This is a genomic window from Motilimonas pumila, assembly GCF_003596335.1.
Lineage (GTDB): Bacteria > Pseudomonadota > Gammaproteobacteria > Enterobacterales > CBDFNC01 > Motilimonas > Motilimonas pumila.
In genome coordinates, this window is record NZ_QZCH01000001.1 from 150,023 (window position 1) to 176,503 (window position 26,481).

The window sequence follows — 26,481 nt, forward strand, 5'->3', positions numbered from 1 at the left end:
CTGTTATAGTTAACACTTGTCTCTTTTTTGTTGCCAAGTGTTATGCCCCAAGCTAAGTTTTTACACGGCTCCATCTTTCGTCATATCGTTGTCATGTCTTCCACTAATGCGATTGGTTTAACCGCTCTATTTCTGGTTGATCTCATCGACCTCTTCTTTATTAGCTTATTAGGTGAAACGGAACTAGCAGCCGCCGTGGGGTACGCCGGCTCTATCTCTTTCTTTACTACTTCTATTGCGATTGGTATCTCGATCTCAATGACCGCCTTGGTCTCTAAGGCCATTGGCCAGAAAAAACGAGAAGAAGCCAAGCGCCTAGCCACCAGTATCGCCATGTTTGGTTGCTTATTAACCAGCGTTTTTTGCGCCATCATTTGGTGGTTTGTGCCTGAGCTATTAAGCTTAATCGGTGCAAAAGGTGAGACCCATGATTACGCGGTTGATTACCTGAGAATTTTAGTCCCCTCTTTGCCGGTGCTATGTTTGGCAATGAACATGGGGGCTGCGCTACGCTCGGTGGCTGACGCCAAACGCGCAATGTACTCCACGTTGACAGGTGGCGCGGTAAACGCCGTATTAGATCCAATCTTTATTTTTTCACTGGCTATGGGGATCCATGGCGCTGCGGTTGCATCTGTGATTGCACGCTTTGCTGTGTTAGCAGTGAGCTTAAGTGGCGTAATGAATAAACATCGGTTATTAGCCCCGCTCAACTTTAAAGCCATGTGGCAAGATATGCCGGCGATTTTTAAAGTTGCTGGACCAGCCATGATTACCAATGTCGCAACCCCCTTTGGCAATGCATTTGTGACCAGCGTCATTGCGCAATTTGGTGATGGATACGTCGCTGGCTGGGCGGTAGTGGGTCGTATTTTACCGGTCGCCTTTGGAATGATTTTTGCGCTTTCCGGAGCAATCGGGCCGATCATAGGACAAAATTACGGCGCCAACCAGTTTGACAGGGTACGAGGAACCTTAAATGAGTCGCTTAAATTTGCCACCTTGTATGTACTAGTGGCAGCCATGTTGCTGGCATTTAGCCAAGACTTTATCGTACAAGGTTTTGGTATCACAGGTGATGGAGCATTAATTGTGCGAACATTTTGCCAAGCGATAGCCTTCACTTTCGTTTTCACCGGCGCACAATTTGTTGCCAACGCTTCCTTCAATAATTTGGGGTTTGCCCGTTACTCCACCTATGTCAATGTTGGTAAGTCTACCTTAGGAACATTTCCGTTTGTCTACTTTGGCGCCCACTGGTTTGGGCCACAGGGGGTGCTATATGGCCAGGCTTTAGGTGCCACCATTTTTGGTTGTTTTGCAGCTATACTGGCGTACCGTTTAGTCAATCGGTTGCAAGATGAGTATCAAGTGAACGAAGAGGAAACAGAAGATGAGCCCGTTGAAAGTGCTGTGCCATTGACCCCCTTTTGCTCTAGCCGAGTGTATATGTGCGCCGATGCCGAGGAGCTACAACAAGCACCAGTCGAAAATAAACCACTCCACTAAAGCCCTACTAACACTCTCATTTAGCCAGCTTCAGCTTGATTGACTATGGCGCTTGATTCAGAGACCAATCGTAATTATGTTGGTAGTCAGATGAAACAAGCCCTAAAGCTTGTTTTAATTCAGGTTTTGCGTATTGCTGTAAGTGCAGTTTTAACTCGTTAAAACTGCCAAAGTCCTCTTGATACCAATGATAAATACTTGAAAGGTACAGCTGATCGTTTTCAACCCTCACACCACGTGGATGATTGACATATTCAAGAGCTTGCTGCTCTAGCTGCGCCTCAAGGTTGCCTTCATGATAAGCCTGCTTGGCTAAGTTTGGACAGCCGATACTGGCGCAGTTAACGGCATAGTGAATGCGAGGGTCTTGCCAAATTGGGCGTAATATTTGATGCTCAATGTCATTTAAACTCAGCTTGTGACCACTGATGCTAACCACCTCTTGATCCCATGGCCCTAGATTAAACCAACTGCCAACACGCTTAATACTGCTGACCGGATAAGCTTCAACAATCAAGGCTACCGTTGCCGCATTGTATAAGTTTATCCAATACGCCATTTGCTGGTCTTTGCTGAGCAAAGCGGGGGCGACACTCTCAAGCTTTGCAATGTAGCGATGTAATGTTTCTTGGTCCGTTTGGGTGACCGCGCCATAACGAAATAGGTTTATTCCTGATTTATCAACCACCAGGTAATTGTCTAGCAAGTATTGCCAATCTTGATGAGAGACCGTTTGTTGTGGCTGCGCCGAGGCAGTGCGCCATAATGCAGTTTGGGTATCAGCCCAAGTTGAGACAGGAAAGAATGCAATAAAGGCACTAATAAACATGCATATCGAGCGTTTTAACTGTGACATTTAACAACCTGCTTGTAAGTAAAAAGGGAGCTTACAATGCGTTATTCTAGGCCAAAAAAAACCAGAGTAAATACTCTGGTTTTTGATAATGCTTAGCTTAAGCCAAATATGATTAGTGCATTAAGTTGGCTGTAGGCTCTTTGTTGGTTTTGCTTTGCAGCATAAATTGACCAACTGGGCTATTCACAGATACAAAACTGTTAAGCAGCTTTAGTCCATAAAGCAAACGCTCTTCACAAGCAAAAGGCATTACAAAACTTTGTCCACGCAGCTTAGTCACTTCATCAGTGTTTGCAACCACTAAGTGATCAACCACATAAAAAGCCGTGTTGTAACTAAAGTTTGTCATGCTTAAGTCTTTCGCTTCATAAGCACCACGACAAGTACTGCTAATGCGCACAACTAAACTTGGCTTGCCTTCTAAGCCTGCACGCTCGCATAAAGCGTAGAAATTTTTCAGCGACGTTTCTTCCCACTCGGGGCTCACTATCACAACAGCATCGGCCTGCTCTAACACTTGTTGAGCGGACTGCCATTCACCTAACCACAGATCCATTTCACCGCTTAAGGCGTCATCCCACATTGGAATTTTTAAGTCTGTTAAGGTTAGTACTTCTGTTTGTATTATTTCTTGTGATTCATGCGTCAAAGCTTCTACTGCTGCGCTAACGGCATTGGCCGCTGAGTTTTTTCTCTGACTACCACTGATAATAACTAGATTCACCGAACACTCCTTTATATGGTGTGAATGCTTCGGCCCTTTATTTTTTAAATCAATTGAACAGCTAATATATTATTTTTGGCCCTGTTCTAAGCCAGCATCGCTTAAAGCGATTTCTTACAATGTAATACACCCGCGTATTAATTGCACTAAAAAAATAAACAAAACATAAAATATAGCTTATTAATCTAAATGTGCACGATGCACATTTCAGATCTTCTGCCCGGATAAAAAAAAGCGCTCGAAAGCGCTTTAATATTCAACTGAAGTAATGATAACCATCTAGTAAAATAGCTTGAGTTAAGCGTTTAACTCATCGCTTTTTTCTGTTGTGACAAACTCACCCCTTGCGCAACAAACTGAGACAACTTGTCCACGACGAGGTGCCCATTTAAAGGCAAGGTTTCTAACTCTAAGGCGTCTAGCAAGTTTTTCACTTCTAAGCCTAGTTCGGTGTCGCCACTGATGTGTAAACGGCGCTGGAAGAACAAGGTATCAGGGTCTTCTTTACGGCCTGCAATCAGCACTAAGTCATTTAAGTCGGCGCTAAAGTGTACGTCTGCTGCGTGCTGCCCCAACTTCACGGTGATCTTTTCTCGCTGTAAACTCATGACCCAACTAAGGTCTAAGTCGGTGATGTGAACATGCAGCCATTTATCGATCAAAAAGTCGACGTCACCTTCGGCAATATTACTGGCTAATAGTCGGTTTAACGCCGCTTGGATAGCGCCTTGCTGTAACGCCTTAGGGGTGATCTGACAAGGTAATTTAAATATTTGGGCCGCTTGGCTCACTAACTCTTGATGTAAATGTTGCAGCATGTGCTCTCCTTAATGATGGCCATCATTATAATTTTCTCGCTTAATGACAAACTGGCTTAAATCAAAATTATGAGATTAATCGGTAATAAACCTGCTCCTTTCTGCCCTACATCAAAATCCCGACTCTCGTTGCTGCCTACAATCAGCCCCACTTTTACTACAGAGATCCTGTTTAACTATGGAGCTGCTTTGCCCTGCGGGTAATTACCCGGCCCTAAAAACCGCCATCGACCACGGTGCGGATGCGGTCTACATTGGCTTTAAAGATGATACTAACGCGCGTCACTTTGCAGGCTTGAACTTTAACGACAAAAAACTCGATAAAGCAGTGCGTTACGTTAAAGATAATAAAAAACACTTGCACGTTGCCATCAACACGTTTGCTCACCCAGGGCAACAACGGCGTTGGTATCAAGCAATTGATAAATGTGCTGACATTGGTGCGGATGCCATCATCTTGGCCGATATTGCGGCGCTAGAGTATGCGACGCGCCGTTATCCGGAAATGGAACTGCACTTATCAGTCCAAGCCTCTGCTACCAATGCGCCCGCGATTGAGTACTACCAACAGAACTTTAATGTAAAGCGCGTGGTATTACCGCGTGTATTATCCATTCATCAAGTAAAACAGCTCGCACGTGCCACTGATATTGAGCTGGAAGTATTTGCCTTCGGTAGCTTGTGCATTATGGCTGAGGGCCGCTGTTATTTATCGTCCTACATCACGGGCGAATCACCTAATACGGTAGGCGCTTGTTCACCCGCAAAATACGTGCGCTGGCAACAGCAAGGTAACAGCATGACTTCGCGCTTAAGCGACGTGCTAATAGACCATTATCACAGCGATGAAAAAGCCAGCTACCCCACTTTATGCAAAGGTAAGTTTCAGGTTGGTGATAACCTGTATCATGCGCTAGAAGAGCCAACCAGCTTAAACACCTTGTCTTTATTACCTGAGCTGTTCAAAGCAAAAATCGCCGCAGTGAAGATTGAAGGACGGCAACGCAGTCCCGCCTACGTAGAGCAAATTACCAAGGTATGGCGACAGGCAATAGACAGTTACCAACAGGCACCAGAGCAATACCAGGTAGCCTCAGTTTGGCAACAAACTCTCGATAATGTTTCCGAAGGCAGCCAGACGACACTTGGCGCCTATCACAAAGCTTGGCAATAGGATCATACATGCAAGTATCACTCGGCCCACTTCTGTACTTTTGGCCAAAAGCCAAGGTGGAAGACTTTTACCAACAAGCCATCGACTCCGACGCTGACATTATTTACCTTGGTGAAACGGTATGCAGCAAACGCAGAGAGTTTAAAACGAAGGATTGGTTAGCCTTAGCAAAAGCCATCAGCGAAAACTCTAACAAGCAAGTCGTCTTATCCAGTATGGCGCTGCTTGAAGCACCGTCTGAGATCCGTGTATTAGACGACTTATGCAAAAATGACCAATTCATGGTAGAAGCCAATGATATCGGTGCGATTCAACTGTTAAGTGAACGCAAGCAAGCTTTTGTCTGCGGCCCTGCGATAAATTGTTACAACGCAGATGTACTTAAATTATTTGTAAAGCAAGGCATGCAGCGCTGGGTGATGCCCGTTGAGCTATCTCGTGATTGGCTGAGTAATATTTTAGCGGACTGCGAACAGTTGGGCATACGCAATGACTTTGAAGTCGAAGTGTTCGGCTGGGGTCACCTGCCATTGGCTTACTCAGCACGTTGCTTTACCGCTCGCTCCGAAAATAAAGCCAAAGATGACTGTGAGCTTTGCTGTATTAATTACCCTACAGGCCGCGCCCTATTAACCCAAGAATTCCAGCAGTTATTTGTGGTGAATGGCATTCAAACTCAGTCGGGCTATTGTTACAACCTGATCAACGACGTCACCGGTATGACAGGTTTAGTAGACGTGTTGAGGGTGAGCCCTGGGTTAGACGACACCTTGGCAATGGTGAATCAATTTAAACAGCACACGCTGCAGCCAAGCAATGAAAAAGTGCAACTGGAGCATCAGTGCAACGGTTATTGGCACCAAATAGCAGGGATGAAGCAAGTTAACTTATAGTCTGATCGAGGGGCAAGTTCTCCTTGCGCAAAAACAAAAATGGCCACGTAAGTGGCCATTTCTTATTGTGTTAAGGCTTGCCTTTGTTGAGACAACAAGTCTAATTCTAGCAAGGCATACTTGTGTTCAATAAACTCGTACACATTGTTAGACAATGCCAGCTTATAAAAGCTCGCGGCAAAGTTGTTATTACCTTTAGCTTGGTACCATTTGCCTAGGTAAAAATAAGTCTCCGATAAACGCTCAGCTAGGGCTTGGTTGTTATCGATTCCCACTGTAACAGAGGCAACAAACTCGTTTTCAGTGATCTTACCGGTATAAAAGTCCACAATCTTCCAGCCCCACGCATCAGTGGCGTGTAATTGCTGGCGCTGTTTTAACTTAGCTAACGCGGCTTCAGGATCCGTTTCAGACTGAGCCAAGTACAACCATATGTTGCGATAGGGCTCACCTGGGTCGTAACTCACAAACTGCTCTAAATCCGCTACTGCTAAATGAGTCACTCCAGCGTAATACAGGGCAATGCCTCGGTTCATATAAGCATATTGGTGATCAGGTTGCAGCTCTAATACAGAATCGAACGCTTCAAATGCGGCGTCAAACTCTTGCATTTGTGTCATGTAAACGCCGAGGTAATTATAAGCTTCAGCAAAGTCCGGCTTTACTTTGAGCGCTTGGTTAAAGTCAAAACGCGCTAACGAGGTCATGCCAATTTTGTCGTAGGTGGCACCGCGCTCATAAAACAGTAGCGCTAATTTTTCTGGCTCAACTTCTGGAGCATTGATCATTTGCCCGAGGCGGATCAATTTTAATTCACTTTGGTAAGTCACCTGCAAAGGTGTCGCAAGTACTAAAGACTGTGAACCGCCATTTCCTACACCGCCCATACTGGAACAACCAGTTAGCATAGCGCCGCAGAGCAGAGCAGCCAGTAAACCATTTTTCATGCATATCCTCCGAGTTGATATCAGAGCGTCGCTGATAACACAGCGAATGTAAAGCAATAAAACGAAAAAAGGGAGTCATCAGACTCCCTTTTAACTACTTTTTAAAAAGCTTATTCAGCAGGTGCTTCCGCAGCTGGAGCCGCTTGATCTGCTAACGCTTCTTTGATGCTTAGGCGTACACGGCCTTGGCGATCAACTTCCAATACCTTCACTTTCACTTCGTCGCCTTCTTTTAGGTGATCAGATACATTCTGAACACGCTCTTGGCAGATTTGTGAAATATGCACTAGGCCATCTTTACCCGGTAGGATGTTAACGAACGCGCCAAAGTCAGCCAGACGTACCACTTTACCTTCGTAGATACGGCCTACTTCGATTTCCGCAGTAAGTGCTTTAATGCGATCAATTGCATCACGTGCTTGCTCACCGTCGGTCGCAGCAATTTTCACTGTACCGTTATCATCAATCTCGATAGTCGTACCCGTTTCTTCAGTAAGTTGGCGAATCGTTGCGCCACCTTTACCAATAACGTCACGGATTTTCTCAGGGTTGATCTTGATGGTGTGAATACGAGGAGCAAATTCTGAAATCTCTTCACGGGCACCAGAAATCGCTTCGTCCATCACGCTTAGGATGTGTAGACGAGCACCACGTGCTTGCGTCAAAGCCACTTCCATGATTTCACGAGTGATACCTTGGATTTTAATGTCCATTTGTAGTGCAGTAATACCTTCGGTGCTACCGGCTACTTTAAAGTCCATGTCACCTAGGTGATCTTCGTCGCCAAGAATGTCAGAAAGAACAACAAAGTTGTCGCCTTCTTTTACTAGGCCCATCGCGATACCCGCAACAGAAGATTTCAGAGGTACACCTGCGTCCATCAGTGCTAGCGAGCTACCACATACAGAAGCCATAGAAGATGAACCGTTAGATTCAGTGATTTCTGAAACGATACGTACAGTGTATGGGAAATCTGCAACCGTTGGCATTACCGCTTGTACACCACGCTTAGCAAGGCGACCGTGGCCGATTTCACGACGCTTCGGAGAGCCGATCATGCCAGTTTCACCTACACAGTATGGAGGGAAGTTGTAGTGCAACATGAAGTGGTCTTTACGCTCGCCCAGTATCGAGTCGATGTTTTGCGCATCACGCTCAGTACCTAGGGTACAAGTAACCAGTGCTTGTGTTTCACCACGGGTGAACAACGAGCTGCCGTGAGTACGTGGCAATACACCAGTCTTCACATCTAGGGCACGAACAGTGTCTGGTTCACGGCCATCAATACGAGGCTCACCAGCAATGATACGTGAACGTACTACGTCTTTTTCTAGATCGTGTACTAGCTCAGCCGCTTCTTTTGGATCAACGCTTTCATCAGCTTCAACCAATGCCGCAACAGTGTCTTTCGTGATTTGGCCAACTAACTCGTAACGAGCCGTCTTCTCGCTGATTTGGTAAGCTTCTGTCAGCTTAGCTTCAGCCAGAGTTTTGATTTTATCTTTCAGGTCAGTATTTTCTACTGGTGCAGCCCACTGCCATGCTGGCGTATTAACTTCAGCAGCAAATTCGTTAATAGCAGAGATCACTTTTTGTTGCTCATCGTGACCATATACTACCGCCCCTAACATGATCTCTTCTGATAGCAGTTCAGCTTCAGATTCAACCATAAGTACTGCATCTTTAGTACCTGCTACAACTAAATCTAACTGGCTTTCAGTCAGCTCTGTTTGGGTTGGGTTTAGTAGGTAGTTACCGTCTTTGTAACCTACACGTGCAGCACCGATTGGGCCACCGAACGGCATACCAGAAATGCTTAGCGCAGCTGATGCACCAATCATTGCCACTAAATCAGGATCGATTTCAGGGTTAACAGAAACAACCGTACATACTACTTGTACTTCGTTTTTGAAACCTTCTGGAAACAGTGGACGAATTGGACGGTCAATCAGACGAGCTGTTAAAGTTTCACCTTCACTTGGACGGCCTTCACGCTTGAAGAAACCGCCAGGGATTTTACCAGCAGCGTATGTTTTCTCTTGGTAGTTTACTGTTAGCGGGAAGAAATCACGGCTTGGATCTGCTTCTTTTTTACCCACTACAGATACAAATACTGCAGTATCATCCATGCTTACCATTACGGCAGCAGTAGCTTGACGAGCGATAGCACCCGTTTCAATTGTGACAGTATGTTCACCATACTGGAAGGTCTTAACAATCGGATTCAACATGAATCATCCTTTATATTTTGGTCTCTTAATTTCGCGGCTAATTATACTGTATAAGCTTTGGAAATCCTACGAGATAAGTGAAGCTTCATTGATTTGACACAAATATCGTGAGTCAAGTGGCTAATCTATCCCAGAATAGGGCATAAATGGTCAGTGTATTGGCGATTATGCGATTTATTGTCTATTCATCTTTTACTTTGTCTATCAAACCTAAGATTTACAGTATTTTGTAAAACCTGAATAACAGGCATAAAAAAAGGAGCCCATAGGCTCCTTTTTCTTGATTTGAGTCGAAATTAACGACGCAGACCTAGTTTAGCGATAAGCGCAGAGTAACGCTCTGCATTTTTACGCTTTAGGTAATCAAGAAGCTTACGACGCTGGCTAACCATGCGTAGTAGACCACGACGGCTGTGGTGATCGTGAATGTGAGTTTTGAAGTGACCTTGTAGGTGGTTGATCTGTGTGGTTAACAGTGCAACTTGTACTTCTGGTGAACCAGTGTCGCCTTCTTTAACTGCGTATTCTGCAACGATTGCTGCTTTAGCTTCTGCACTTAGTGACATAACTAACTCCAATATTTTGGGTGAATGATTTGTAGCCAATCACTAATTCAGCTACAAAATGAGGGGCGGATTATACCGCCCTAGCGTTGAAACACAAGTTTCAAATACACTTTAATCAAAATTAACCAGACGTTTTGGCCCCACCAATCCGTCGTCATTAATTTCGCCTACGCCAATGAATACTCGCTCATTGCCACGGGTGATACGGACCAAGCCAGAAGTTGGCGCACCCGCCACCTGAACCGGCTGACCATGCATGACATAATGCGCCATATCATCACTGATGTTGACTTCGCTCAGGTCTGTGACCGCAGTATCCAGTGGCAGCAATAAAGGATCTAATTCTTCACTGGGCACCACGTCATTATCACGCGCTTGCTCGAGTATGCATTCAAGCTGTTCTAAAGTCAGCATTCGCTCGTAAGGGTAAGTGCTCACTTGAGTACGACGTAAAACCGTTACGTGTGCACCACAACCGAGTACTTCGCCTAAATTATCAATGATGGTACGAATGTACGTGCCTTTGCTACTGTGCACTTCAAGCTCTAACTCATCCCCTTCAAACCGTAACAGTTTAAGATCGTACACAGTAATTGGTCGCGCTTCACGAGGTACTTCGATGCCTTCACGAGCATATTTGTACAAAGGCTGACCTTGATACTTTAGTGCAGAATACATTGAGGGGATTTGCTTAATGTCACCACGAAATTGATCCAAAGCTTCAATTAAATCAGCGTGGTCAAACTCAAGGGGGCGCTCAGATACCACCTCTCCGTCGGAGTCACTGGTTGTGGTTCGCACGCCCAGTTTTGCGGTGACGACATAACGCTTGTCTGAGTCGAGCAAGTACTGAGAAAACTTGGTTGCTTCACCCAAACAAATTGGCAACATACCCGTTGCTAATGGATCCAATGCGCCCGTATGGCCGGCTTTAGCAGCAAAATAAATCCGTTTTACTCGCTGTAAGGCATCGTTTGACGAAATGCCCGTAGGCTTGTCTAGTAACAAAATACCGTTAACGTTGCGGCCTTTGGCTTTACCTCTTCTGCCCATTACTCTTCCTCGTCACGCCCTGATTGCTTTTGCTTTTTCTTATCACTGCTGATAGCTTCGCTGACCAAGCCAGACAAACGCAAGCCTTCGACCAACGAGTTGTCATACACAAAACGGATTTCAGGTACAATACGTAAACGCAATGCTTTACCTAATAGAATACGTACGTAACCAGACGCTTCTGACAAGCCATGCATTGACTCTTCAACACTGTCGCTGTCATTGTTTAGCAAGGTGACATAAACCGTCGCGTACGCCAGATCTCTCGACACTTCGACACCGGATACGGTCACCATGCCAATGCGCGGATCTTTTACTTCACGTTGTAAAATTCCCGCAATCTCTTTTTGAATTTGTTGTCCCACACGCTGAGTGCGGCTGAATTCTTTTGCCATTATTTTTTACCTATGCATTAAAGCCAATGAGCTTTAAGACAAAAATGGGGGCCAAAGCCCCCATACATTCGTTCGTTATGGGTAAGAAGTTATAAGCTGCGCTTCACTTCTACCGTTTCGAATACTTCGATTTGGTCGCCTACGCGCACATCGTTGTAGTTCTTAACGCCGATACCACATTCCATGCCGTTACGTACTTCTTGCACGTCATCTTTAAAGCGACGTAGAGATTCTAGCTCGCCTTCATAGATAACCACGTTCTCACGTAGTACACGAATTGGGGCGCTGCGCTTAACGATGCCTTCAGTAACCATACAACCGGCGATAGAGCCAAGTTTAGGTGACTTAAATACATCACGTACTTCAGCAAGGCCAATGATTTCTTGTTTGAACTCAGGAGCAAGTAGACCAGACATGGCCGATTTCACTTCATCAATCAAATCATAGATAACGCTGTAGTAGTGTAAGTCAACACTTTCCGCTTGGATTAAGCGACGAGCAGTTGCATCTGCACGTACGTTGAAACCAAGAATAATCGCGTTAGAAGCTGCTGCTAGTGATGCGTCAGTTTCAGTAATACCACCCACACCGCGGCCGATGATATTCACTTTCACTTCTTCGGTTGACAGCTTGGTCAAAGAATCTGCAATCGCTTCCAAAGAGCCTTGAACGTCAGCTTTCAATACAACGTTAAGTTCAGAAACTTCACCCGCTTCCATGTTGGTAAACATGTTCTCAAGTTTCGCTTTCTGCTGGCGAGCCAGTTTAACGTCACGGAATTTACCTTGACGGTACAAAGCAACTTCACGCGCTTTCTTCTCGTCACGTACCACAGTGGCTTCATCACCCGCACTTGGCACCCCAGAAAGACCTAAAATCTCTACTGGAATAGAAGGGCCGGCAACGTCAATCTCTTTACCATTTTCATCGCGCATCGCACGAACACGGCCATATTCCAAGCCACAAAGTACGATGTCGCCTTTGTTTAGCTCACCTTGCTGAACCAGTACCGAAGCAACTGGACCACGACCTTTATCTAGACGAGACTCAATCACAACGCCCGATGCCGGACCGGTTGGTGAAGCTTGCAAATCAAGTACTTCAGCTTGTAATAAGATGGTTTCAAGTAGCTGCTCAATACCTGTACCTGCTTTTGCAGATACGTGTACAAACATGTTGTCACCGCCCCACTCTTCTGAAATAACCTCGTGTTGAGATAATTCAGTTTTAACGCGATCAGGATCCGCAGTTTCTTTGTCAATCTTGTTCACAGCAACAATCAAAGGCACATCTGCAGCTTTAGCATGCTGAATAGCTTCAATGGTTTGTGGCATTACGCCATCGTCGGCAGCCACTACCAAGATAACGATATCCGTTGCTTGTGCACCACGAGAACGCATTGCAGTAAACGCCGCGTGTCCTGGTGTATCAAGGAAGGTGATCATACCGCCTTCAGTATCAACGTGATATGCACCAATGTGCTGGGTAATACCACCGGCTTCGCCTTCTGCAACTGTTGCGCGACGAATGTAATCAAGTAGCGAGGTTTTACCATGGTCAACGTGACCCATGATAGTTACCACTGGCGCACGTGGCGCAAGCTCTTGGTTTTCTTTCGCTTCTGCCATTACTTGCTCTTCTAACTCGTTCTCTTTAGTTAGAATAACTTTGTGGCCCATTTCTTCAGCAACAAGAGCTGCTGTTTCTTGGTCGATAACTTGGTTAATGGTCGCCATTGCGCCCATTTTCATCATCGTCTTGATGACTTCAACGCCTTTCACTGCCATTTTATTAGCAAGTTCAGCAACGCTGATGGTTTCACCAATCTTCACTTCTCGTTCAACCGGAGATGCCGGTTTTTGGAAGCCGTGTTGCATCGATGTTGGTGCTTGTGGTTGTTGCTGACGCTTACCACGTTTACCTTTACCAAAACGTTGGTTTGGCTGATCTTTTTGAGCTTTCTTCTTACGACGACGGCCTTGACCTTCGGCTTGAGAATCACTCTTATCTTCTGCTGCACGCGCTGCTGCAGAAGTGGTTACGTGGTGATCTGCAGATTCTTCACGTTTTTTACGTGCCGCTTCTTCTTCAGCCCAACGCTTAGCGTTCTCTTCCGCCAGACGTTTTGCTTCTTCAGCTTGACGCTGCGCTTCTTCTTCGGCTTTAAGACGTGCCGCTTCTTCCGCTTTGCGTTGCAACTCAGCTTCTTCTTTTTGTTTCGCGTCTAGCTCTTTAACATCGGCTTTAGGCTTAGCTTCGGCTGCTTTAGCAGGTTTAGGCTCAGCTTGCTTCTTAGCTTTGGCTTCAGCATCCGCCGCTTTTTTGGCTTCTGCAGCTTTTTTCGCTTCTGCAGCTGCTTTTGCATCAGCTTCCGCTTTTAGCGCCGCTTCAGCTGCCGCTACTTTCGCTTCTTCTGCCGCTTTTGCTTCTTCTTCCGCTGCACTGCGCTTAACATAAGTACGTTTCTTACGCACTTCTACCTGTACCGCTTTTTGCTTGCCGCCACTGCCTGCTACGTTCAAAGTAGTTTTAGTTTTACGCTGTAAAGTCATGCGACTTGGAGCAGCATTACCGCCGTGTTGTTTTGCTAAGTGGGCCAGTAATGTTTGCTTTTCATCTTCCGATACATTGTCTGAACTGGTTTTCTTGATGCCCGCATCAGCAAACTGTTGAACTAAACGATCAACCGGCGTACTCACTTCTTTGGCAAGGGTTTCAATACTTACTTCTGCCATTGGTTTTATTTCCTCCGCTGACCTTATTAATCTTCATCGCTAAACCAGCAAATGTTACGCGCAGCCATAATTAGCTCACCCGCTCTTTGCTCATCTAGCTCTTCTATTTCGCTTAAGTCATCAACGCCTTGCTCAGCAAGATCTTCCAAGGTAATAACCCCTTTGCTTGCTAGTACGTACGCTAAATGTTCTTCTAAACCTTCTAATGCAAGCAAGTCAGCTGCTGGCTCGGCACCTTCTAGGTTTTCTTCGTCAGCGATGGCTTTAGTGGTTAATACACCTTTCGCACGCTCACGAAGTTCTTCGACGATTTCTTCAGTTAAGCCTTCAATGTCCATCAATTCATTCACTGGTACATAAGCGATTTCTTCCAGTGAACTGAAGCCTTCTTCTGCCAATAAGGTGGCAAAATCGTCATCGATATCAAGCTTATCGGTGAACAAAGTAATCACTTTGTCAGCTTCAGCTTGGTGTTTGGTTTGTAAATCTTCGACCGTCATTACGTTAAGTTCCCAACCGGTAAGTTGCGATGCTAAACGTATGTTTTGACCATTACGGCCAATGGCTTGCGCCAAGTTATCTGGTTCAACCGCAATGTCCATGCTGTTGTTGTCTTCATCAACTACAATTGAAGCCACTTCAGCTGGAGCCATCGCATTGATAACAAACTGTGCTGGATTATCATCCCACAGTACGATATCGATGCGCTCACCACCTAGCTCGCTAGTAACAGCTTGCACACGGGCGCCACGCATACCCACACATGCACCCACAGGGTCGATACGTTTGTCATTTGTTTTAACGGCAATCTTGGCACGTGAGCCAGGGTCACGAGCAGCACCTTTTAATTCAATCAGTTCTTCACCGATTTCAGGCACTTCTAAACGGAACAGCTCAATCAGCATTTCCGGACGACTGCGGCTAACAAACAACTGCGCACCACGAGCCTCAGGTCTAACCGAGAAAAGTAAGCCACGAATACGATCACCCGGGCGGAAGTTTTCACGAGGTAGCATCTCATCCCGGAAAATAACCGCTTCAGCATTGTTACCTAAGTCCATGACAACGGTGTCGCGGCTCATTTTTTTCACAACGCCAGTGATCAACTCACCTTCTTGCTCTTGGTATTGTTCTACGACCATAGAGCGCTCTGCTTCACGGACTTTTTGAACGATAACCTGTTTTGCTGTTTGCGTAGTAATTCGGTCGAACTTCACTGACTCGATTTGGTCTTCGATGAAGCCGCCTACGTCGACTTCAGGATCATCAAACTTTGCCGCTTCAAAAGTGATTTCACGGAAAGGGTTTTCGATCTCTGCGTCTTCAGCGATCACTTCCCAACGACGGAAAGTATCAAACTCACCGGTTTTACGGTCAATTTCTACGCGAACTTCGATGTCGCCTTCATATTTTTTCTTGGTCGCAGTTGCTAAAGCACTTTCTAAAGCCTGAAAAATCTTTTCTCTTGGAACAGCTTTTTCGTTTGAAACAGCATCTACGACTAGCAAGATTTCTTTATTCATTCCTGATCGCCCCGTTAGTCAAATTTTGGAACTATGTTTGCTTTTTGGATGTTACTTAGTGCAAAACTTTCTTGTTGGCCGTCTACCTCAAGGGTGATGATTTCACCTTCTGCGGCAGCTATGACCCCTTTCCACTTTCTGCGGTTGGTAATTGGCATACGTAATTGAAGCTTCACCTCTTCGCCAATGTATTCTTGATACTGAGACACCTTAAACAAAGGTCGCTCCATACCAGGCGATGAAACTTCAAGGGTGTATTCAGATGAGATTGGATCTTCTACATCTAAAATAGCACTAACCTGATGACTGACGTCCGCACAGTTTTGTACAAAAATGCCGTCTTCGTGGTCAATATAAATGCGTAACACTGATTTGTTGCCAGCACTGTGAAAATCAATGCCCACTAATTCGAACCCTAAATCTTCAACACTGGGCTCTAACATCTCAGTAAGTTTTTGCTCAAGACCGGCCAATTACGCCTCCTTCAGAAACAAAAAAAGGGCATATAGCCCAGTAACTTAGCCGACATTTCAGACGACCAGATAATAAAAAACCCCGAAAACGGGGTCTTATAATCTTACTTAAAGCCGCCACAGGCTAACCTCAAATTGAGGCAGTAAGAAATTGGTTGCGGGGGCCGGATTTGAACCGACGACCTTCGGGTTATGAGCCCGACGAGCTACCAAGCTGCTCCACCCCGCGCCCGTAAAACTGGCGAGATTATAGCTCTCTAGTGAGAACTATGCAAACGATTGACTCAATCGTTTGACTTTAATTGGTGCCGAGGGAGGGACTTGAACCCTCACGTCCTAACGGACACCAGCCCCTCAAGCTGGCGTGTCTACCAATTCCACCACCACGGCAATTTAGTGATTTATTTACTGAGGTACGTCGCCTGATTCAGTGTCTTGCTGTTCGCTCTCAACTGGAGCAGTGTCAGAAGCAGGTACGTCATTGTTAGCAGCAGGCACATCGTCTGCGGCTGGAACGTCATTGCTGCTTGCTGCAACAGGTACATCACTGTCAGTGTTTGCTGGTACTTCAGCTTGTTCTACAACCGCGCTACCTTGAGTAAGGTCTGACCAATCGTCGCCTTTCTCATCGGTGCCCGTAGAAAGGTTACCTAGAACCAAACTCAGAACAAAAAAACATGTTGCTAGAATCGCTGTAGTTCGGGTTAAAAAGTTACCCGAACCTGAGGCACCGAAAACCGTTTGAGAAGCACCAGAGCCAAATGAAGCTCCCATGTCTGCGCCCTTACCTTGCTGGATCAAGACTAACCCGACCAAGGCCAGTGCAACAACAAGATAAACAACCAATAGAATCTCAAACATTTTCCATACCCGTTAAAATTGTGCTTATTAAATTAAATAAGGTTATGCCTTATATAAAGCGGCGGTGATATTAACTAACCTAGTAAAAAAGCACAAGAACTTAATGATATTTTTACGCCTTAGCACGCTGTCTGCTGAATAAATCAGCAGACAGCAAATAAAACGCCTGAAAAATAGCTAACTTACCTGTTTTACAAGCTCTGCAATACTATTTGCATAGCGTGTTACTTTGGCTTCATCTTCGCCTTCTACCATGACTCGTATTAATGGCTCTGTACCAGATTTTCGCAATAACACGCGACCTCTTTCGCCGAGTGCTTGCTCCACGTTGATGACTTCAGCTTGAACCGCATCACAGGTTAGTGGATCTTCCTTACCACTAAAGCGTACATTCACTAATACCTGTGGAAACATCACTAAGCCTTTGCGAGTATCTTTAAGGCTTAAATCATGACTACGCATCGCCGCTAATACTTGCAACGCGGCAACGATACCATCGCCCGTTGAAACGTGCTCTGCAAAAATAATATGACCGGAGTTTTCACCGCCTAAACGCCACCCCTTCTCACGCATTAATTCCATGACATAGCGGTCGCCTACATTTGCTCTCGCAAAAGGAATACCCAGAGTTTGAAAGGCAACCTCTAAACCAAAGTTAGACATTTTGGTGCCAACCACTCCGCCCATCAAGCGACCATGGCGCAGCTCATCACGGGCTACAATATATAGTATCTCATCACCGTCTACGACATAGCCAGTATGGTCAACCATCATGACACGGTCGCCGTCGCCGTCGAGTGCTATACCCAAATCGGCCTGCTCGGCTACGACTCGCTCAGCCAGCGCTTTAGTGTCTGTCGCCCCTACTTGATCATTGATATTTAAGCCGTTGGGTTCACAACCCATTTCAATGACTTCAGCGCCCAGCTCACGAAATACATTAGGGGCAATGTGATAAGTGGCGCCATTGGCACAGTCCACCACAATTTTTAAGCCATGCAAGCTGTACTTGGTAGGGAAAGTACTTTTACAAAATTCAATATATCGCCCTGCAGCATCAGTAATGCGAACGGCTTTTCCAAGCTCGGCCGAGTCAACGCAAGTAATGGGCTTTTCAAGCTCAGCTTCAATGGCAAGCTCTATCTCATCGGGCAACTTAGTGCCATTGTTGGAGAAAAATTTAATGCCGTTATCATAAAACGGATTATGGGAGGCGCTGATCACGATACCAGCTTCTGCACGAAACGTTTTGGTCAAATATGCGACAGCAGGAGTGGGCATCGGCCCAAGTAATGAAGCCGTTAACCCTGCGGCAGATAATCCAGCTTCTAAACATGACTCGAGCATGTAGCCAGATATGCGTGTGTCTTTACCTATCAGTACCTTCCTGGTACCTTGCTTGGCCAGCACTTTGCCGGCTGCCCAACCAAGTTTCAAAGCAAAATCAGGGGTAATCGGAAACTCTCCCACTTTGCCTCGAATTCCGTCAGTTCCAAAATACGATCTTGTCATTGTCACCTGACCTTCTAGGGTAATAAAACATTTAAAAAATAATGTTACACGCTAAAGATATGTCGTATGACAATGAAATATCAAGCTTATCGACTAAATGAAGCAGACTCACTTGTTATCACCCCAAGTCTTGCTTAGCACTTTTAATACGTCAGTAGTTGCCTTAACGTCATGCACCCTCACAATATGGGCGCCGCCTTGAGCGCAGAGCATGGCCCCGGCTAAACTCGCTGCGAGCCTATCTTGCACTTCACAACCCAGCAACTGACCAAACATGGATTTTCGCGATAACCCTGTTAGCAATGGTAATTGCCAACCGTCAAATTCATGCAAACGTCTTAGTACTTCAAAATTGTGTTTCAGGTTTTTGCCAAAACCAAAGCCCGGGTCCAACACAATTTGCGAGCGCTCAATACCGGCTTGTTCACAAGCTTGAATACGCAGCTTAAAGAAATCATTGATATCGCTTATCACGTCTTGGTAAGTCGGATTCGCTTGCATAGTTCGCGGTGCACCTTGCATGTGCATTAAGCAAACAGGAACCTTGGCAGCACTTGCAGCCACAAGCGCACCAGGCTCTTGCAACGCCCTTACGTCATTAATTAAATCCGCGCCAGCCGCCACCGCCTCACTCATCACCTTCGCTTTACTGGTATCTATAGAAATCCAAACATCACTGTGTTGACGAATGGCCTCAATCACAGGAATGGTTCGGTCAAGTTCTTGTTGTAACGCGACATCCGCGGCTCCTGGCCGCGTTGATTCACCGCCAATATCAATAATACTGGCCCCTTGCGCTTGCATTTTTAACGCTTGCTCTATGGCTTGTTCTCGCTGTTGAAATTGGCCACCGTCAGAAAATGAGTCAGGAGTAACATTCAAAATGCCCATCACTTGGCACTGACTTAAATCTAGAGTTTTATTATTACTTTTTAATTTCATAGCGTTATCAATAAAATCAGTTAAAAAAAAAGCCGAGCAAAGCTCGGCTTCCCAGTTTAGGCTGCTCCCTTAATCGGCAGAGCCTTCATCAGCATTGTCTTTGTCCTGCGCTTGTTCTGCCGAAGACTCTTCTTCAGTTGATTTCGCTTTTGACTCCGACTTTTTATCGTCTTCAGACCAATCTGCTGGCGGGCGTACTTCACGACGCTCCATGAGATCATCAATTTGCTTGGCGTCAATGGTTTCATACTTCATCAGCGCATCCTTCATTGAATGAAGAATGTCCATGTTGTCTTCCAAGATTTGACGGGCGCGATCATAGTTGCGGTCAACAACCTTACGAATTTCTAAGTCAATCAAACGCGCCGTATCATCAGACATGTGTTTAGATTTAGCTGCGCTTCGGCCTAAGAATACTTCACCTTCTTCTTCCGCGTATAACAGTGGCCCCATCGCTTCAGATAGACCCCATTGAGTCACCATTTTACGGGCTAAGTCAGTTGCACGTTCAATATCATTGGAAGCACCGGTAGACACTTTTTCCGCGCCGTAAATAATATCTTCTGCCAAACGACCGCCATATAAGCTTGAGATCATGCTTTCAAGGTGCTGCTTGTTGTAGCTCACACGATCTTGCTCAGGTAAATACATGGTCACACCTAGCGCGCGGCCACGCGGAATAATACTGACCTTGTAAACCGGATCATGCTCTGGCACTAAGCGACCTACGATAGCGTGGCCTGCTTCATGATATGCCGTAGACTCTTTGTCTTCCTCAGTCATGACCATTGACTTACGCTCAGCGCCCATCATGATCTTGTCTTTGGCTTTTTCAAACTCTTCCATCGTCACAGTGCGACGGTTACCACGAGCAGCAAACAGTGCGGCTTCATTCACCAAGTTAGCTAAGTCTGCACCTGAGAAGCCTGGCGTACCACGAGCAATCACAGCAGCATTGACGTCATCACCTAGCGGGACTTTACGCATGTGTACTTTCAAAATTTGCTCACGACCACGAACATCTGGCAAGCCAACAACAACTTGACGGTCAAAACGGCCTGGACGCAATAAGGCAGGGTCGAGCACGTCTGGTCGGTTAGTCGCGGCAATCACTATAATGCCTTCATTGCCTTCAAAACCGTCCATTTCTACCAGCATTTGGTTTAGCGTTTGTTCACGTTCGTCATGACCACCGCCAAGACCCGCGCCGCGTTGCCGACCTACGGCATCAATCTCATCGATAAAGATGATACATGGTGCCGACTTTTTCGCTTGTTCAAACATATCACGAACACGAGAAGCACCCACACCCACGAACATTTCAACGAAGTCAGAACCAGAGATGGTAAAAAACGGTACTTTGGCTTCACCAGCAATGGCTTTTGCTAACAAGGTTTTACCCGTACCAGGAGGACCGACCATCAGTACGCCAGTTGGAATCTTACCGCCCAGCTTTTGAAATTTAGTGGGATCGCGTAAGTAGTCAACCAGCTCAGCAACGTCTTCTTTAGCTTCATCACAACCGGCAACGTCTGCAAAAGTAGTCTTAATTTGGTCTTCACCCATCAAGCGCGCTTTACTCTTACCGAAGGACATGGCGCCTTTACCACCGCCACCTTGCATTTGGCGCATAAAGAACACCCAAACACCGATCAGTAGCAACATTGGGAACCAAGAAATAAAAATCGAGGTTAACAAGCTAGGCTCTTCAGGCGGCTCGCCGAGTACAGTGACATTGTTGTTAATTAAATCATTGAGAAGATCGTCATCGCGAGTAGGGAGATAAGTTACAAAGCGCTCACGGTTAGTTTTAAGGCCATTGATTTTTTGGCCGTTAATCTTAACTTCTTGGATTTGTCCCTGACTGACTTCTTTTACGAAGCTCGTGTAGTCCATTTGTTTACCGCCGGACTCTCCTGGGCTGAAGCTTTGGAATACCGACATTAATACAACGGCGATTACTAACCACAAGATTAGATTTTTAGCCATATCGCTCAAGGTGCTACCTCTTCGTTATTAATAAATTATGTTAAAGATTACTACAGTTTGAAACCAGTAGCCACAATATAGACTTCTCGTGATCGAGAACGAGAAGAGTCCGGTTTTCTAGTTTTTACGACCTTAAAAGCACTGCGAACGGATTTGATAAATTCGTCATACCCTTCGCCCATAAATACTTTTACGGCGAAACTGCCATTTTTGGTCAAAACTTGATGGCACATATCTAACGCAAGTTCGACTAAATACATGGCGCGAGGTTGGTCTACTTCATTGGTACCGCTCATATTCGGCGCCATATCAGACAACACCACGTCGACCTTAGCGTCACCTATCCGTGCAAGCAAGGCATTAAGTACAGCCTCTTCACGAAAGTCACCTTGTAAAAAATCCACTCCCGCAATAGGGTCCATCGGCAAAATATCACACGCGACGACTAGCCCTTTGTCTCCCACCAATTCAACGCAACGGTGAGACCAACTGCCCGGCGCTGCGCCTAAATCCACCACTGTCATACCAGGTTTAATCAATTTATCTTTGGCGTTAATTTCATCTAGCTTAAACACAGCCCGAGAGCGGAGCCCTAATTTATTTGCTTGCTGTACATAATGATCATTCACATGTTCATCAAGCCAGCGCTGTGAACTCGCTGATTTTGTCTTTTTCGCCATTACCGACCTTAATTAAAGCTGTTATTAGTATTAGAACAAAGATGGAGGTACAATATGTCCAATTCAACCCTCATTTGAAAGAAATATCAATGAATTTATCCAAGAAGCAAAAGCAACATTTAAAAGGGTTAGCCCACTCCCTCAAGCCGGTAGTGTTATTAGGCCAAAATGGTTTAACAGAAGGTGTCCTTGCTGAAATTGACAACAGTCTAGACATTCATGAGTTAATCAAAGTGAAAGTTGCTACCGATGACCGAGAGACGAAGCGCTTGATCATTGACGCTATAGTACGTGAAACCGGTGCAATAGAGGTTCAAACAATCGGTCATACTTTGGTCATCTTTCGACAAACACCAGAAAAAAAAGTCGAATTACCGAAGAAATAACTACAAAAAAAGAGCCTTTGGCTCTTTTTTTGTTTCTAAAGCGTTATTTTTCTATCGTCGATACTCGTTTATCCAGTAACGACAAGGTTTCTTGGTAAGCCTGCCACAACAAAATCTGCAAGCCCGCTACGTTGACCGATGATTGCTCTTGCTGACATATCTCTGTGGCTAAGCTGGCCATCATCCCTAAACCTAACCCTTGACTAAACCGCGCTAATTCTCTCGCAGCTGACGTTAAGTTATCACCGTCTTTCACTCGCGTACAATGTACTTTAAGCTGTTGCCGTTGGGCTAAAGATAACCGCAAGCCTGGCTCAGCCAACGCCACTAATTGTGCAGCAGAACTGTGATTAAGCTGCGACTGCAGTAGCAGATTAAAAAGTTGCCATGAGTCTTCCGAAGCCGGCTGCTGCTGCACTCTCTCAAATACTCTTAGCACTTCTTTTTGTTGTAATGGCAGAGTCATAAAGTCATCGCAACCTAACTGTAAATACTCCAACATTTGCCTTTGATTGAGCCCCTCTTTTAACAAAATAATACTTGGCGCAGGCTCTGCCTCTACCGCCGAAAACCCCGCAACAAGCTGTTTAATCACACTGCTGGCATTTTCAGCCGCAGATACCAACACCACTTTTATAGCCTGCTGCGCCAGTAAAGTGAGCGCCTGATCAACTGACGTGACACACGTCAGCTCGATGCCTAATCCCGCAAATTGCGGCGCATATTCAGCCTGAGTCTGCTTACTGATGAGCATCACTTTATTGAGTCCAGCACTTTGCAGGCGTTGTAACTGACAACTCACGCCATGATCTTTGAGCGAGACATTGTGATGGATTTCGCAATCAAACTCACAGCGAATAATCGCGTCATCCAATTGTTGAAACGTTAATTGACCTGGTAATTGGCTAACCAATTGCTGAGCTTGTTTGATGTGGGGGCTTTGAGGCTTGTAACTGTGCTCTTGATAATGCTGTGAATGCACTAATGATAAAAAGTCTGGCATAGACAAACTAAAGATTAAACTCGAGGCTAACTTCTTGACGGTTAACTCTATGATGCTGCCTTTCGCTTTATTGGGGAAGCTTCGCAGCAGCAATAATAACGCTTGGTGCAGTACTGGCGCTTTCACTTTGATGTTCGTATCTGCAGAAAATAAAATGTTTAACGCTACTGCTCTACCACTCATGGCGATGGTTTTACGGCACACATAAGCCAAATCTACCTGCTGCTTGGGTAAATGCTGACTATTTGAGTCCTGCTCAGATAAAAAGCCTAGCATGTAAGCTAAATTTTGAGCATCTTCTAATTCACTGCAAAGCAACCTTAGCTGAGTAGCCAACAATGGAGAGCGGCACTCTTGCTGAATTTGCTCGAGCTTTGTGGTCCAGCTTTGCATCGGCAAATACACGTACTGCGTCAGCTGATGCCGTAAATGGTTTAACTCTTGCTCGAAGTAATTCATCTGAGAACGGTAATGTTGCATTTTGACCAACCGATTTTGAAGTATTTGCACTTCTTGTTGGCTGCTGGCGGCCTCTTGCGTTTTTTCCTGTAACAAAAAACGCTGGCTTTGCTGCTCTGCTTGATAATGACTTTCGACTTGCTTTAACTTCTGCTTTAATGCGATCTGTTGGCTTTGACTGTTGTTAACACTTTGCCAAGCTTGTTGGTAAAATGATTGCAGCTCAGGGGGCGCATCTATACACCTCTCATCTTGCTTTTGCCAAGCTTGCTGCATTAACGCCACACTGCGCTGAAAGCTATGTTGCATAAGATACTGATTAATGAACAAGCAAATCACCAATGCGAGGCACAACATCAACAACATACTGACCAACAATGGCAAATGAGCGCTTAAATCAACCGCTAACAATGGCAACGCCTTGGCCACCCAGGGTGTGCTAAAGTAGGCGAGCGCTAACGCCATTAGCAAGACAAAGGCACTGTATCCAACTCTTTTCATTGCTCATTCCTGTGACCGTTGAGACAAAACTACCACGTCAATAAGTGTAGGTGCTAATGCTGAGGTGAGAGCAGTTACAAGCAGTAAAAAAGTCTGAAACCGCGGCAAGCAAAGATAAATAATCCCTCCCCTATGCCGATATTTCCGTTAAAATGGCGCAGGCTGGCAAGGAAGCTGGTAAGTTTGCAGATTAAGGAAACGATATGTCTTTGGCACAAAACATCAAAGCGGGCTGGCTTAAAAGCCGCATCTGGGTACTGCGCGGTTTATTACTGCTCGCCAGCGCTACCTTCGCGGCAGGTATTTACTTGCCGATGATAACTATCACAAAACTCATGTTTTTTACCAATGAGTTCTCTATTTTATCGGGCATTGCCGAGCTGTTTCGGGAGCAGAAATACTTCGTATTTATCCTGCTGGCAGGCTTTAGCATTGTGCTACCTGTATTAAAGCTGGCAACCCTTTATCGCTATCTATTTAGCCGTAAAGATTTACAACGCCATTGGGTTATCCATTGGATGCACCGTTTTGGCAAATGGTCCATGCTCGATGTCCTAGTTGTCGCTATCATTATTGTGGTGGTAAAGCTTGGCGCATTAGCCACAGTAGAAGTGCACCAAGGTTTATATTTATTTTCAGTATCGGTTTTTTTGATTATGTTAGTCACCAATCAAACCTTAGCCATTATTGCCAACACGCCAAAGTTAGAGCACAAACTTTCTCCAGCCCATCAGAACGGGTGTTAAGGAACTGGTATGTCGAGTTTTCACACGCTTGAACAACTGGGCTGGTGTCAGCCCTTTTGGCAATTAGACCCGGCACTTTACCGCTTAGCTTCCCCCCAAGGCATCACGCAACCGAAATTAATACACGCCAATGATGACGTTGCTCAGTTAATTGGTTTAGACCCTAATCAGAGCAAACGGGCTGCTTTTTTAAGGTTATTTTCTGGTCATACTTTGCTGAAGAATATGCAGCCTTTGGCTATGAAGTATGCAGGGCACCAATTTGGGGTCTATAACCCAGCGTTGGGTGATGGACGAGGGCTATTACTTGGCCAAGTAAATCACCAACAAAGTGTTTGGGATATACACTTAAAAGGCGCAGGCAAGACGCCATACTCACGACAAGGCGATGGCCGCGCTGTGCTTCGCGCTAGCATTCGGGAGTATTTATGCAGTGAAGCGATGCATCATCTTGGTATTGCAACTACCCGTGCACTCTGTTTGATAGACTCCAGCGAGCCTGTAATGCGCGAAGAAATAGAAAACGCGGCAACTTTGGCTAGGGTCAGCCAGAGCCACGTGCGCTTTGGCCACTTTGAGTATTTGTATCACTCTAATCAACACCATCTGCTCGCGCCCTTGTCTGATACGATCATCAAGCAGCACTTTCCAGAGGTAAGTAACGACTTACACCCTTACCTATCAATGTTTAACGCCGTGGTAGCAAAAACCGCAACCTTGATTGCACAGTGGCAAGCTATCGGCTTCTGTCATGGCGTAATGAATACCGACAACATGTCCATCATAGGCCAAACCCTTGATTACGGACCATTCGCTTTTTTAGACCAGTATCAAGCCGACTATGTTTGTAATGCCTCCGATTACGAAGGTCGATACGCTTTTAATCGCCAACCTGATATAGCACAATGGAATCTGTCCGCTTTAGCTTTAGCGCTTACTCCTTTGGTCTGCAAAAATAAACTCAATCAAGCTTTAGCCGAATTTGAACCGTTATTAATCGCGCACTACCGCCACCTTATGCTAGCGAAGTTGGGCTTGTCGCAAGCGCAAGCAGACGACGGCGATTTGATAAGAGCCGTAATGCGCATTATCGCTGACCAGCGACTCGACTATACCTTGTTTTGGCGCCACCTTAGCCATGCTCATACGGCTAAAGACATGCATTTTATGCTGTCGAACACGGCCGAGTTTGATACTTGGTTTACTCAATACAGCGAGCGCAGTGCGCGTGAGCCCAGTAATAAAAGGCAACAGCAGCAGAGAATGCAAGCTAATAACCCCAAATATATATTGCGAAATCACCTGGTTCAGCGTGCGATTGAATTAGCGCAAACAGGGGATTACAGTGAAGTGGTTAAGTTATTTGACCTTTTGCAACACCCCTACGCCGAACAGCCGGAGTTTGAGCAATACAGCCTCGGCCCCAGTGATGCGCGGCGCCTTGCCCCCCTGAGTTGCTCTTCGTAACGCTCTTTCTTTCATCTATTCTTTTAACATTTTCGAAA

General features: G+C 45.6%; 23 protein-coding genes and 2 tRNA genes. 6 read left to right on the top strand and 19 right to left on the bottom strand.

Annotated elements, in window-relative coordinates:
• The first annotated feature begins 42 nt into the window (after positions 1-42).
• Positions 43-1,509 carry an MATE family efflux transporter gene (locus D1Z90_RS00740; RefSeq protein ID WP_119908841.1) on the top strand — a complete coding sequence of 489 codons (1,467 nt, stop codon included), beginning with the start codon at positions 43-45 and terminating at the stop codon, positions 1,507-1,509.
• A 43-nt stretch (positions 1,510-1,552) separates the two neighbouring features.
• Here the strand turns inward: D1Z90_RS00740 and D1Z90_RS00745 are convergent, their stop codons facing one another.
• The 3 genes from D1Z90_RS00745 to ubiT form a co-directional block, all read right to left on the bottom strand.
• On the bottom strand, positions 1,553-2,365 hold the full coding sequence (locus D1Z90_RS00745) for a DUF547 domain-containing protein (RefSeq protein WP_198419011.1): 813 nt from the start codon (positions 2,363-2,365) through the stop codon (positions 1,553-1,555).
• 112 nt (positions 2,366-2,477) lie between these two features.
• Complete coding sequence (locus D1Z90_RS00750; protein WP_158587023.1) at positions 2,478-3,089, bottom strand: NADPH-dependent FMN reductase; 612 nt, start codon at positions 3,087-3,089, stop codon at positions 2,478-2,480.
• A gap of 305 nt (positions 3,090-3,394) precedes the next feature.
• The gene (gene ubiT / locus D1Z90_RS00755) at positions 3,395-3,907 is read right to left on the bottom strand and encodes a ubiquinone anaerobic biosynthesis accessory factor UbiT (protein ID WP_119908843.1); all 513 of its coding nucleotides are present in this window, start codon (positions 3,905-3,907) and stop codon (positions 3,395-3,397) included.
• Between the two features lie 178 nt (positions 3,908-4,085).
• Between ubiT and ubiU the strand changes: the two genes are divergently transcribed.
• Together ubiU and D1Z90_RS00765 are read left to right on the top strand one after the other, a co-directional pair.
• Positions 4,086-5,081, top strand: coding sequence for a ubiquinone anaerobic biosynthesis protein UbiU (gene ubiU / locus D1Z90_RS00760; RefSeq protein WP_119908844.1), 996 nt, complete (start codon positions 4,086-4,088; stop codon positions 5,079-5,081).
• 8 nt (positions 5,082-5,089) lie between these two features.
• Positions 5,090-5,974: a U32 family peptidase gene (locus tag D1Z90_RS00765; RefSeq protein WP_119908845.1), complete on the top strand. Its 885-nt coding sequence runs from the start codon at positions 5,090-5,092 to the stop codon at positions 5,972-5,974.
• Between the two features lie 62 nt (positions 5,975-6,036).
• Here D1Z90_RS00765 and nlpI read toward each other — a convergent pair whose 3' ends face one another.
• The 15 genes from nlpI to rlmE form a co-directional block, all read right to left on the bottom strand.
• Positions 6,037-6,921 carry a lipoprotein NlpI gene (nlpI, locus tag D1Z90_RS00770; RefSeq protein ID WP_119908846.1) on the bottom strand — a complete coding sequence of 295 codons (885 nt, stop codon included), beginning with the start codon at positions 6,919-6,921 and terminating at the stop codon, positions 6,037-6,039.
• 110 nt (positions 6,922-7,031) lie between these two features.
• A complete protein-coding gene (pnp, locus tag D1Z90_RS00775) occupies positions 7,032-9,149 on the bottom strand; it encodes a polyribonucleotide nucleotidyltransferase (protein ID WP_198419027.1) in 2,118 nt (705 codons plus the stop codon).
• A 299-nt stretch (positions 9,150-9,448) separates the two neighbouring features.
• Positions 9,449-9,718: a 30S ribosomal protein S15 gene (rpsO, locus tag D1Z90_RS00780; RefSeq protein WP_119908848.1), complete on the bottom strand. Its 270-nt coding sequence runs from the start codon at positions 9,716-9,718 to the stop codon at positions 9,449-9,451.
• Positions 9,719-9,829: 111 nt separating this feature from the next.
• A complete protein-coding gene (gene truB, locus D1Z90_RS00785) occupies positions 9,830-10,771 on the bottom strand; it encodes a tRNA pseudouridine(55) synthase TruB (protein WP_119908849.1) in 942 nt (313 codons plus the stop codon).
• Positions 10,771-11,166, bottom strand: coding sequence for a 30S ribosome-binding factor RbfA (rbfA, locus tag D1Z90_RS00790; RefSeq protein WP_119908850.1), 396 nt, complete (start codon positions 11,164-11,166; stop codon positions 10,771-10,773). The genes truB and rbfA overlap by 1 nt, the downstream gene beginning before the upstream one ends.
• A gap of 89 nt (positions 11,167-11,255) precedes the next feature.
• On the bottom strand, positions 11,256-13,901 hold the full coding sequence (gene infB, locus D1Z90_RS00795) for a translation initiation factor IF-2 (protein ID WP_119908851.1): 2,646 nt from the start codon (positions 13,899-13,901) through the stop codon (positions 11,256-11,258).
• 26 nt (positions 13,902-13,927) lie between these two features.
• Entirely contained in the window at positions 13,928-15,424 is a 1,497-nt protein-coding gene (gene nusA, locus D1Z90_RS00800; protein ID WP_119908852.1) for a transcription termination factor NusA, read from the bottom strand.
• 14 nt (positions 15,425-15,438) lie between these two features.
• Positions 15,439-15,897, bottom strand: coding sequence for a ribosome maturation factor RimP (gene rimP, locus D1Z90_RS00805; RefSeq protein ID WP_119908853.1), 459 nt, complete (start codon positions 15,895-15,897; stop codon positions 15,439-15,441).
• 152 nt (positions 15,898-16,049) lie between these two features.
• Positions 16,050-16,126, bottom strand: a tRNA-Met gene (locus tag D1Z90_RS00810).
• Positions 16,127-16,200: 74 nt separating this feature from the next.
• Positions 16,201-16,287: transfer RNA gene (locus tag D1Z90_RS00815), tRNA-Leu, on the bottom strand.
• 15 nt (positions 16,288-16,302) lie between these two features.
• On the bottom strand, positions 16,303-16,758 hold the full coding sequence (gene secG / locus D1Z90_RS00820) for a preprotein translocase subunit SecG (RefSeq protein ID WP_119908854.1): 456 nt from the start codon (positions 16,756-16,758) through the stop codon (positions 16,303-16,305).
• A gap of 177 nt (positions 16,759-16,935) precedes the next feature.
• The gene (gene glmM / locus D1Z90_RS00825) at positions 16,936-18,270 is read right to left on the bottom strand and encodes a phosphoglucosamine mutase (RefSeq protein ID WP_119908855.1); all 1,335 of its coding nucleotides are present in this window, start codon (positions 18,268-18,270) and stop codon (positions 16,936-16,938) included.
• Positions 18,271-18,378: 108 nt separating this feature from the next.
• A complete protein-coding gene (folP, locus tag D1Z90_RS00830) occupies positions 18,379-19,212 on the bottom strand; it encodes a dihydropteroate synthase (protein WP_119908856.1) in 834 nt (277 codons plus the stop codon).
• A 69-nt stretch (positions 19,213-19,281) separates the two neighbouring features.
• A complete protein-coding gene (ftsH, locus tag D1Z90_RS00835; RefSeq protein ID WP_119908857.1) occupies positions 19,282-21,210 on the bottom strand; it encodes an ATP-dependent zinc metalloprotease FtsH in 1,929 nt (642 codons plus the stop codon).
• A gap of 41 nt (positions 21,211-21,251) precedes the next feature.
• The gene (gene rlmE / locus D1Z90_RS00840) at positions 21,252-21,881 is read right to left on the bottom strand and encodes a 23S rRNA (uridine(2552)-2'-O)-methyltransferase RlmE (protein WP_119908858.1); all 630 of its coding nucleotides are present in this window, start codon (positions 21,879-21,881) and stop codon (positions 21,252-21,254) included.
• An 89-nt stretch (positions 21,882-21,970) separates the two neighbouring features.
• Between rlmE and yhbY the strand changes: the two genes are divergently transcribed.
• Positions 21,971-22,267: a ribosome assembly RNA-binding protein YhbY gene (gene yhbY / locus D1Z90_RS00845; protein WP_119908859.1), complete on the top strand. Its 297-nt coding sequence runs from the start codon at positions 21,971-21,973 to the stop codon at positions 22,265-22,267.
• 43 nt (positions 22,268-22,310) lie between these two features.
• Here the strand turns inward: yhbY and D1Z90_RS00850 are convergent, their stop codons facing one another.
• Positions 22,311-24,230, bottom strand: coding sequence for a DNA-binding transcriptional response regulator (locus tag D1Z90_RS00850; protein ID WP_119908860.1), 1,920 nt, complete (start codon positions 24,228-24,230; stop codon positions 22,311-22,313).
• A gap of 203 nt (positions 24,231-24,433) precedes the next feature.
• On the opposite strand from D1Z90_RS00850, the gene D1Z90_RS00855 reads away from it, so the two are divergent.
• Both D1Z90_RS00855 and D1Z90_RS00860 read left to right on the top strand, forming a co-directional pair.
• Positions 24,434-24,976, top strand: a complete 543-nt coding sequence (locus D1Z90_RS00855) for a paraquat-inducible protein A (protein WP_119908861.1) — start codon at positions 24,434-24,436, stop codon at positions 24,974-24,976.
• Between the two features lie 9 nt (positions 24,977-24,985).
• Complete coding sequence (locus D1Z90_RS00860; protein ID WP_119908862.1) at positions 24,986-26,443, top strand: protein adenylyltransferase SelO; 1,458 nt, start codon at positions 24,986-24,988, stop codon at positions 26,441-26,443.
• The last annotated feature ends 38 nt before the right edge of the window (positions 26,444-26,481 follow it).